General features: G+C 39.9%; 8 protein-coding genes and 2 pseudogenes. 9 read left to right on the forward strand and 1 reads right to left on the reverse strand.

The window, feature by feature from the left end; genetic code table 11:
- The 6 genes and pseudogenes from U736_RS12910 to U736_RS0108265 form a co-directional block, all read left to right on the forward strand.
- Nucleotides 1–218: pseudogene (locus U736_RS12910) on the forward strand (hypothetical protein); the annotation flags it as partial.
- Nucleotides 219–558: 340 nt separating this feature from the next.
- Entirely contained in the window at nucleotides 559–1,164 is a 606-nt protein-coding gene (locus U736_RS0108245) for an LbetaH domain-containing protein (RefSeq protein ID WP_026500628.1), read from the forward strand.
- 82 nt (nucleotides 1,165–1,246) lie between these two features.
- Nucleotides 1,247–2,020: a hypothetical protein gene (locus U736_RS0108250; RefSeq protein WP_026500629.1), complete on the forward strand. Its 774-nt coding sequence runs from the start codon at nucleotides 1,247–1,249 to the stop codon at nucleotides 2,018–2,020.
- Nucleotides 2,021–2,332: 312 nt separating this feature from the next.
- Nucleotides 2,333–2,776: a single-stranded DNA-binding protein gene (gene ssb, locus U736_RS0108255; RefSeq protein WP_026500630.1), complete on the forward strand. Its 444-nt coding sequence runs from the start codon at nucleotides 2,333–2,335 to the stop codon at nucleotides 2,774–2,776.
- Nucleotides 2,777–2,790: 14 nt separating this feature from the next.
- Entirely contained in the window at nucleotides 2,791–3,129 is a 339-nt protein-coding gene (locus U736_RS0108260; protein WP_026500631.1) for a hypothetical protein, read from the forward strand.
- Nucleotides 3,116–3,640: a hypothetical protein gene (locus U736_RS0108265; protein WP_026500632.1), complete on the forward strand. Its 525-nt coding sequence runs from the start codon at nucleotides 3,116–3,118 to the stop codon at nucleotides 3,638–3,640. The genes U736_RS0108260 and U736_RS0108265 overlap by 14 nt, the downstream gene beginning before the upstream one ends.
- 8 nt (nucleotides 3,641–3,648) lie before the next feature.
- Here U736_RS0108265 and U736_RS0108270 read toward each other — a convergent pair whose 3' ends face one another.
- Nucleotides 3,649–4,179, reverse strand: coding sequence for a hypothetical protein (locus U736_RS0108270; protein WP_026500633.1), 531 nt, complete (start codon nucleotides 4,177–4,179; stop codon nucleotides 3,649–3,651).
- A 216-nt stretch (nucleotides 4,180–4,395) separates the two neighbouring features.
- Between U736_RS0108270 and U736_RS0108275 the strand changes: the two genes are divergently transcribed.
- The 3 genes and pseudogenes from U736_RS0108275 (at nucleotide 4,396) to U736_RS11270 (ending at nucleotide 8,034) form a co-directional block, all read left to right on the forward strand.
- Nucleotides 4,396–4,725: a hypothetical protein gene (locus tag U736_RS0108275; RefSeq protein ID WP_026500634.1), complete on the forward strand. Its 330-nt coding sequence runs from the start codon at nucleotides 4,396–4,398 to the stop codon at nucleotides 4,723–4,725.
- Complete coding sequence (locus U736_RS0108280) at nucleotides 4,706–6,040, forward strand: PBSX family phage terminase large subunit (protein WP_026500635.1); 1,335 nt, start codon at nucleotides 4,706–4,708, stop codon at nucleotides 6,038–6,040. Before U736_RS0108275 ends, U736_RS0108280 begins: the two co-directional genes overlap by 20 nt.
- Nucleotides 6,025–8,034: pseudogene (locus tag U736_RS11270) on the forward strand (portal protein). The gene U736_RS0108280 and the pseudogene U736_RS11270 overlap by 16 nt, the downstream one beginning before the upstream one ends.
- Nucleotides 8,035–8,097: the final 63 nt, after the last annotated feature.

Raw genomic sequence — 8,097 nt, forward strand, 5'->3', positions numbered from 1 at the left:
ATTTACAACAGTATATGCACAGACTTTTAAAGCTAATAAGTTTAGCACTTGTCGTTTTAATTTTTCCAAATAGTTATACTGTATTTTGGTATTTAGATATCGTTTTTTGGTACTTTTTTTTAGTTTATTCATTCTTTCTCATGTTGCATACACGCAGTTTAATAAACATGTCCATTTACGCACTACATTTTATACTAAAAACCAAAAGTAAAATTTAAAAGCACTTGATATTCAATGATGTAGGTATCAAAATGGAAAAAAGTGAAAAAAATAAAAAATACGTATTGACTTTAAAGAAAGGTTCGTTTAGAAAGGTCGACAAGTGCTTCAAAAACACTTGTGATAAGCGGATAAACCACGATAAGGTTTTTCCCATTTCTTAAAAATACTGACTTTCTTTTATGCTATCATTGGCATATAACGATTATGTCGGGTGTGGTTACACCATACAAGACTCTTTATGAGAAAAGTGTGACGACGGACTTATCACCGTGTTTTTGAGCACCCGACGCCCTTATGGGCTGTTAATCAAAAACTTTATTGATAAGGATTACTAGCATGAATGCTACAGTTAAAAAACTTCAAGACGCCATTTTCTCTTACATTCAACATCATAATGATAGCGCCTCGCTTCAAAAGCAAGATCTTGGAAAAAAATATGAATTTACTGATGAGACAATCGAAATTGATGGTCATGTTTTGCACCGTATTAGAGCATTAAGAGATTTTGGTTATATGTTTGGGAAGGTTAATGCAGGTGATCTTGGTGGCTTTATTGAAAAGGAAGATAATCTATCACATGAGGGAAGCTGCTGGATTTTTGATAATGCCCGTGTTTATCAAAATGCGCTTGTTACTGATAATGCTTATGTAGCTTGTGATGTTATCGTTAAAGATTCTGCTACGGTTTCTGATAACGCACGTGTTGTAAATAATGTTCATATTTCTGATAATGCAAAAGTTTGTGATAGTGCTGCTATTTACGATAATGTAAAAATTTATGGTAAAGCTTTTGTTGGTGATACCTCTTGTATTAGTGAAAATGTCATCATAAATGGTGCTACTGTAATTGGGGATTCTGATATTGAAAGTGATACCTATTTATCACCTAATGATCTTATTTGTGATAAATTTATTCCAGAAATCGATGATCCATGTTGGTAATTAAACAATAGGGCAGTGCGGGGGCGCCTCCTTATAAACATCTCATTTAAAAATTTATCGAATATTAGATTAGGAGTTACCTATGACCACTACAACTGTATCTAAAAAATATGAATTTACTAATGAAAACTTCACTTTTGATGGTCTTACTTTACACCGCATACGTGCTCTAAGAGATTTTGATGATGTTAAGGCGGGGGACCTCGGCGGTTTTATTGAAAATGAAAGTAACTTATCCCATGATGGCAATTGCTGGGTCTATGATAATGCCGCGGTTCTTTTCGATGCAACTGTTTATGAAAATGCTAAAATCTATAATGATGCGAAAATCTTTAGAGGTGCCAAGGTGTATGGCAATGCTATCGTCAATGGCAAAGCATTGGTTTTTGATACAACCGCTCATATTTATGATAATGCAAAAATTCATGATAACGCTAAGGTCTGTGGGCATGTTTATGGTAATGCCGTAATTAGTGATAATGCTACTATTTCTAATGGTGCCAAGGTTTATGACAATGCCCGTGTCTATGAAAGTGCCTATGTTTGTGGCTATATTTTTGGCAATGCCCATGTGTATGGCAAGTCACGGGTTTATGTCTGGGCGCGGGTTTATGATAATGCCCATGTTTTTTGTAATGCTTGGATTAAGGATTATTCAAGTATCTATGGTCATGCCAAGGTTTCTGGATCGGCTCGTGTTGGTTGCTTTGTAAGAATTTATGATCATGCCAAGGTCTATGGCAAATCAAATATTGATCATCATGTGCAAATTTATGGCAATGCTGTTGTGAATAGCCGTGCAAAAATTCGTAATGATATCTGTGATGATAATCAGTCACTAAAAGACGCTGCTTAAATAACGCGGGGGGCGGCTTTATAGCAAAAAAGCCGCATCAAAATGAATTGATACGGCTTTTATTATCAAAACAACTAGCGATCTAAATAAACGATTAAAATAACCAATCGAAATATAAGAGAACATCTCTTTATTGCACAAAACGTATCAAAATGCAAGCTGTTAAGTAAAATAAAAATGGGATTCATTCTTTAGATTCAGTGGGTTATAATAAATTTCGTTTGTAATTACACCCCATAATGTGTTATACTATCATCAGTTGTGAGTTTGTTTTGTTCTAAGTACTATTTTCCATTAAAGGACAGAAAGCAAATGCTTAATAAAGTGATTTTAATTGGTCATTTAGGTGCCAATCCCGAAAGCAAAACTATGCTTTCTGGTGGTGAAGTGGTCAATTTTCGAATGGCAACGTCTGAGAGCTATACAGATAAGGCAACCAATAAGAGAATAGACAAAACCGAATGGCATTCCATTGTGGTTTTTAATCCACATTTAGCAAAAGTAGCACTCCAATATCTCCATAAAGGAAGCAAAGTCTATATTGAAGGGCAGCTCCAAACCCGTAAATGGCAAGATAAAAACGGTATTGATCGGTATGTAACAGAGGTCATTTTACCTAAATACAAAGGCGAGTTAAAGCTTTTAGATGGCAAAAATGATGATAATCAAGAGCCGTCATCATCAGCTTATGACAGAAGCATTTACAGACCTCTTAATACGCCCCATACCGTTATGAATGACAGTGTTCCTTTTTAATAGAGGGTATTTAAATGTCTGATAAGCCGCCGCTCCATACCTTTAGTGCAATCTGTAAATCTAAACCAGTTTATAACTATACTATTACAGAGCAAGAGATAAAATCATTACAACATAATAATAAGATTGAGACATTCTGTAATATATCAGCAGGCTTTCTAACTGTAATGATGGTCATTATCTTCGTGTGGATGATGGGTGATGATGATGATTGGAAAAAATTAGCAGCCTTTGGTATATCAGTAGTGTTACTGTTATTTGTAGTGATTTTGGGTGGAGAGACACGGTCAAACTCAGAGGAAATTTGGGAAAACGTTAAACAGGTGTCTGAGGTTATCTGTGAAAAAAAATAAAAAGAGGGGACGCCCTAAAATAGCGGGGCAGGTAAGAGAGCCAAATGGTCGTATATCACGTGCAAAAACACCACGTGAATCTGTTGATAAATTGGCAATAGAGATACGTGCAAAGCGCTTCGGTTTAACGCTACAAGAGGCAAAAAATCCGCTCTCTGGTACTTACATAGGGCGGCTTTGTTTACAAGGCGTGCTTACACAAGAGCAATATGACGCCGCCCAGCAATATCTACAGATAAGAAATAATTACCTTTGTGCAAAAGGCTTGCCAAGTGCTGTTTATGATGAAATGCCATCATCGTCTGATGATAAGGCAAGAGACAAATGGGTAGAATTTGCAACAGAGCAGTTTATAAACACGCAAGAGGCACTAAAAGAAGCCCAATGCCTCTATAGACAATATAACCTTTATGCAGCGTTACAGTATCTCGTTATAGAAGATCAAATGCTACCACACCTTGTGAATTCATTACGTGTTGCTCTTAATGTGCTTCATAAGTACTTTTCATAAGTATGCAATTATTCATAAAAATAAATAAGCATATCATTTACTATTTCAATTTCATGATCTAGCCTTTTAACTTTTTCTTTTTGTGTAGCAATAGTCTTTCGAACATCGGTAATGATATCGAGGAGTTGTGATACCTTTTCATGTTGCTTATTTCGTTTTGCTCTATCTAAATGCTGCATTTGCTCTATTTCGAATTGCATATTGCTTATCACGGCACGCGATACACTATTTCGGTTTATGACTAGACGACGCCATTGCTCTATAGTTTTTATATGTTGCTTAGCTAGTCGTGCTGGTAGCGACAAAGTTTTTTCTACGTATTTATCGTGTATCCATTGAGCGTTGTAACACCTTTGTTCCCACCAATTGTAATTTTTATACAGATAATCACTGCGTGCTCTCTCTAGTCTTACTACTTCTTTTGAACAGCAGAATTCATCTAAATTATCATCAGCGTATCCGTTTGAAGGGAATATAAGATAGGTTGTAAAAAGTGCGATAATTAATACGCTTCTAAATAAAGATTTTTTTATAAACATCATTTCTACCTTAATATGTCTACCTTAATATGCACTTTATCTGTTTAACTGATTCCTTTTGAAATTATCAATATGTGTTATTTTTATGTTGACAAAGTGTAGCAAATCGTATTTAATGACCTTACTGTACTTAGGCGTATTGTGTCTAGACGAGAGACAGTGCAGTTTAAAATCCCCGCAAATGCGGGGTTTTTTATTATCTGGAGGGCGTATTTTATGACAGAAAATACACAGCAGGATCCACAACCCATTAAAAAGCGTATACCACCAAAGGCAGGTCAAGGGCGGGTCAAGGGCGTTCCGAATAAAATGACGCGCATTTTAAAAGAAGCAGTGGTTAAGGCTGCTGAGAATGCTGGGAATAAAATTGGCAATGATGGTTTGATTTCTTATTTGGAAAAACAAGCTATGGAATGTCCCGCTGCTTATTTGGCATTGCTTGGTAAGGTGTTGCCTTTGCAAGTGACAGGTGAAGATGGGGGAGCCGTTAAGGTGATAACGCGTGTAGAAATCGCGCCTTTGGTCAATGACAACACGACAGATTAATATTGTTCCAAAGCTTATACCGATTTTTACAGATACAGATAAGGCTTTGGTGCGTGCGGCTTGGGGTGGACGAGGGTCTGGAAAGACAAGATCATTTGCCTTGATGGCTGCTTTAAAAGGCTATCAATTTGGTATGCAAGGGATATCGGGCACTATTCTTTGTGCGCGTCAGTTTCAAAATTCTTTGGCAGAAAGTTCATTGGAGGAGATTAAACGCGCCATTGAAGTGCATGATTTCTTAAAGGACTATTACAAGGTTGGGGAGTCGTCGATTAAGTCAATTGATGGTCGTATAGCTTTTCAGTTTTCTGGACTAGACCGCAATATAGCCAGTATCAAATCTATGGGGCGAATTTTGCTTTGTTGGGTTGACGAAGCAGAGCCCGTTACAGAGACAGCTTGGCAAACGCTTATACCGACGTTGCGTGAAGAGGGAGAGGGGTGGAGAGCAGAGTTATGGGTGACATGGAACCCATTGCGAGAAAATGCCCCCGTTGAGAAGCGATTTCGCTTTTCAGACAATGAGGCAATTAAGCGTGTTGAGATCAACTGGTCAGACAATCCGAAGTTTCCCAAGATCTTGAATGAAGCGCGGCTTGATGACCTTAGAAACCGTCCCGAGACTTATAAGCATATCTGGGAAGGGGCTTATCTTACAGCGGTTCAAGGCGCTTATTATCAAAAGGAAATGTTGGCAGCTGAGCAAGAGGGGCGGATAGGGCGTGTTGCTCGTGACCCTTTAATGCAAATACGTGCTTTTTGGGATATTGGGGGCACGGGTGCCAAGGCAGATGCAACAGCGATATGGATAGCACAGTTTGTGGGGCGAGAAATTAGAGTGCTTAATTATTACGAAGCACAGGGACAACCGCTATCAGAGCATGTAGGCTGGTTGCGTCAAAACGGTTATGAGAAGGCGTTGATGGTTCTCCCCCATGATGGGGCAACCAGAGACCGTGTGCACAATGTGAGTTTTGAGAGCGCTCTTAAACAGGCAGGCTTTCAAACAAAAGTTATCCCTAATCAGGGAGCAGGAGCTGTTAAGATACGTATAGAAACAGTCCGCCGTGTTTTGCCTTCTGTTTGGTTTAATGAAAAGACGACGGTAGCAGGACGTAAGGCACTGAACTGGTATCACGAGAAATGGGATGAGAAGCGCAATATTGGCTTGGGAGCAGAGCACGATTGGTCCAGTCATGGGGCAGATGCCTTTGGACTGATGTGTATTTCATACAAACCACCAAAAGAAATACAAAAGCGACCAGCTTATAGCGGCAGAACGGAATATGAGAGTACCTCATGGATGGCAGAATGATGCATGATGATGAACATTTAGAGAAAGACAGCAACGTATCTGATCTCTCTCATGAAGGTTTGTTTCGCAAGCTTGTGAGTTGGTACAAAGAAGATGTGGAGCATGTGAACAAATGGCGTGAACATGCACGGGAGGATTTTGGTTTTTACAATGGTGATCAATGGAATGAAGAAGATTTATCGGCGTTAAAAAAGCAACGCCGCCCCGTTATGACCTTTAATCGTATTGCCCCATTGGTCAATGCCGTTGTGGGGTCAGAGCGTAATAACAAGCGCGAAGTGCAGTTTATTCCACGTCAAGTAGGGAAGGCATTGCCTAGTGAATTGCTTACCGGTGCGGCAGAATGGTTTCGGGATATGGCGCATGCCGAATACGCTGATAGTGATGCTTTCCAAGATGCGGTTATCTGCGGCATGGGGTGGACTGATACACGGCTTGATTATGAGAACAGCCTCGATGGTGAACCGGTAATTACCCGTTTAGACCCGTTAAAGATGGTTTGGGACAGTGCAGCGGTGCAACCGAATTTAACCGATGCGCAACGTTTGTGGTATGTAGATCGCAAGCCGTTAGAAGTAGCTAAGCAGATGTTTCCCAAATCTCATTGGACAGAGCTGAGTGCAGATTGGGCAAGGGATGGGAGCTCTCATGAAGGTGTTCACCATAATGATCTTGATTATTACAGTGATGAAGGGAGCATTGATGTTGAAAACGGTCGTCGGATGGTCACGCTTGTTGAATGCCGTTGGTTTGAAAGCGAGCGATATTATAAAGCGCCCGATTTAAGCACTGGAGAACTTCGTGATTATAGCGAGGAAGAATTTAAACAGCTTCAATGCATGATGCCTAATATTCAAGGGGCAGCTTTCAATAAAAAGGTTGTAAGGCGTGCTTTTTTAGGGAGAAAGCTGCTTGAATCCCCCGATCAACCCATGGTTCCAGCGGGTCAATTGGGTTGGGAGTGTATAACGGGGTATTTTGACAAGATAGAACGGCAATTTTATGGGGTTGTGCGTCCTACAAAAGATCCTCAGCGGTGGGCGAATAAGTACTTTAGTCAAGTGATGTATATCCTTAATAGCCAATCCAAAGGCGGGATAATGGCAGAGAAAGGGGCATTTAAGGACAACAGACAAGCAACAAAAAATTGAACCCGGGCAGACACGATGACAGGGGCTAAACATAACGCACTGGCACAAGGTAAGATACAACCAAAACCCGTAGCACAATTTCCACAAGGCTTTTTCCAACTGTTTAATGAAGCTAAGGAAGCAATTAATCAGGTGACGGGTTTATCGCCCGAATTCATTGGCACAAGAGAAGTGACACAAGCTGGTATTTTGGAGGCACAACGACGCCAATCCAGTTTAAATCTGCTTGCTTGTCTGTTTGATGGTTTACGTTTGTATCGCAAGCGGCAAGGTAAGATTATTTTGTACCTTATACAGAATTACTTGTCCGATGGTCGTTTGGTGCGGATATCTGGTGAAGAGAATGCGCAATATATTCCTTTGACGCGTGAAGAAGTAACGAGTGTCGAGTATGATATTGTAGTTGATGATGCGCCAACCAGCCCGAATGAGAAAGAGCGCACCTTCGGTATTATCACACAACTGCTTCCATTGCTTCAAAATGCGATTACGCCGGATATTATGCTTGATCTACTTCGTTATTCACCATTGCCTGCGTCATTGCTTAATCGTGTCAGTGAGAAGTTCCAACAGCAACAAATGGCACAACAACAGCAGATGGACCCCGAGCAGGAAATGAAGTTGCAGGAAAAGCAACAAGACTTAGAGACGAAAGCACAGATGCATCAGATGGATTTGCAACAAAAGCAGATTGATCTGTTTATGCATCAAAAGAAAGCAAAAACAGAAGCAGAAATGATGAAACAACGCCATGACATTGAACGGCAGAAGCTTCTCAATACTCAGGCACACAATCAGATCATGCGAGAGCGAATAGCATTACACAGAGGTATGCATAGTTGAGAAAGGTGAAAGAATGAATGCAGAAATGAATGAAGCTATGAATGAAGATTACAGAGTTGGAGC

Origin of the sequence: Bartonella grahamii ATCC 700132, from assembly GCF_000518085.1 — a bacterium.
GTDB lineage: Bacteria > Pseudomonadota > Alphaproteobacteria > Rhizobiales > Rhizobiaceae > Bartonella > Bartonella grahamii.

Excerpts from the sequence above, each read along its gene's own strand:
- U736_RS0108245 (WP_026500628.1), top strand. The coding sequence starts at position 559 with ATGAATGCTACAGTTAAAAAACTTCAAGACGCCATTTTCTCTTACATT.
- U736_RS0108275 (WP_026500634.1), top strand. The coding sequence starts at position 4,396 with ATGACAGAAAATACACAGCAGGATCCACAACCCATTAAAAAGCGTATA.
- U736_RS0108250 (WP_026500629.1), top strand. The coding sequence starts at position 1,247 with ATGACCACTACAACTGTATCTAAAAAATATGAATTTACTAATGAAAAC.
- ssb (WP_026500630.1), top strand. The coding sequence starts at position 2,333 with ATGCTTAATAAAGTGATTTTAATTGGTCATTTAGGTGCCAATCCCGAA.
- U736_RS0108280 (WP_026500635.1), top strand. The coding sequence starts at position 4,706 with ATGACAACACGACAGATTAATATTGTTCCAAAGCTTATACCGATTTTT.
- U736_RS0108260 (WP_026500631.1), top strand. The coding sequence starts at position 2,791 with ATGTCTGATAAGCCGCCGCTCCATACCTTTAGTGCAATCTGTAAATCT.
- U736_RS0108270 (WP_026500633.1), bottom strand. The coding sequence starts at position 4,179 with ATGTTTATAAAAAAATCTTTATTTAGAAGCGTATTAATTATCGCACTT.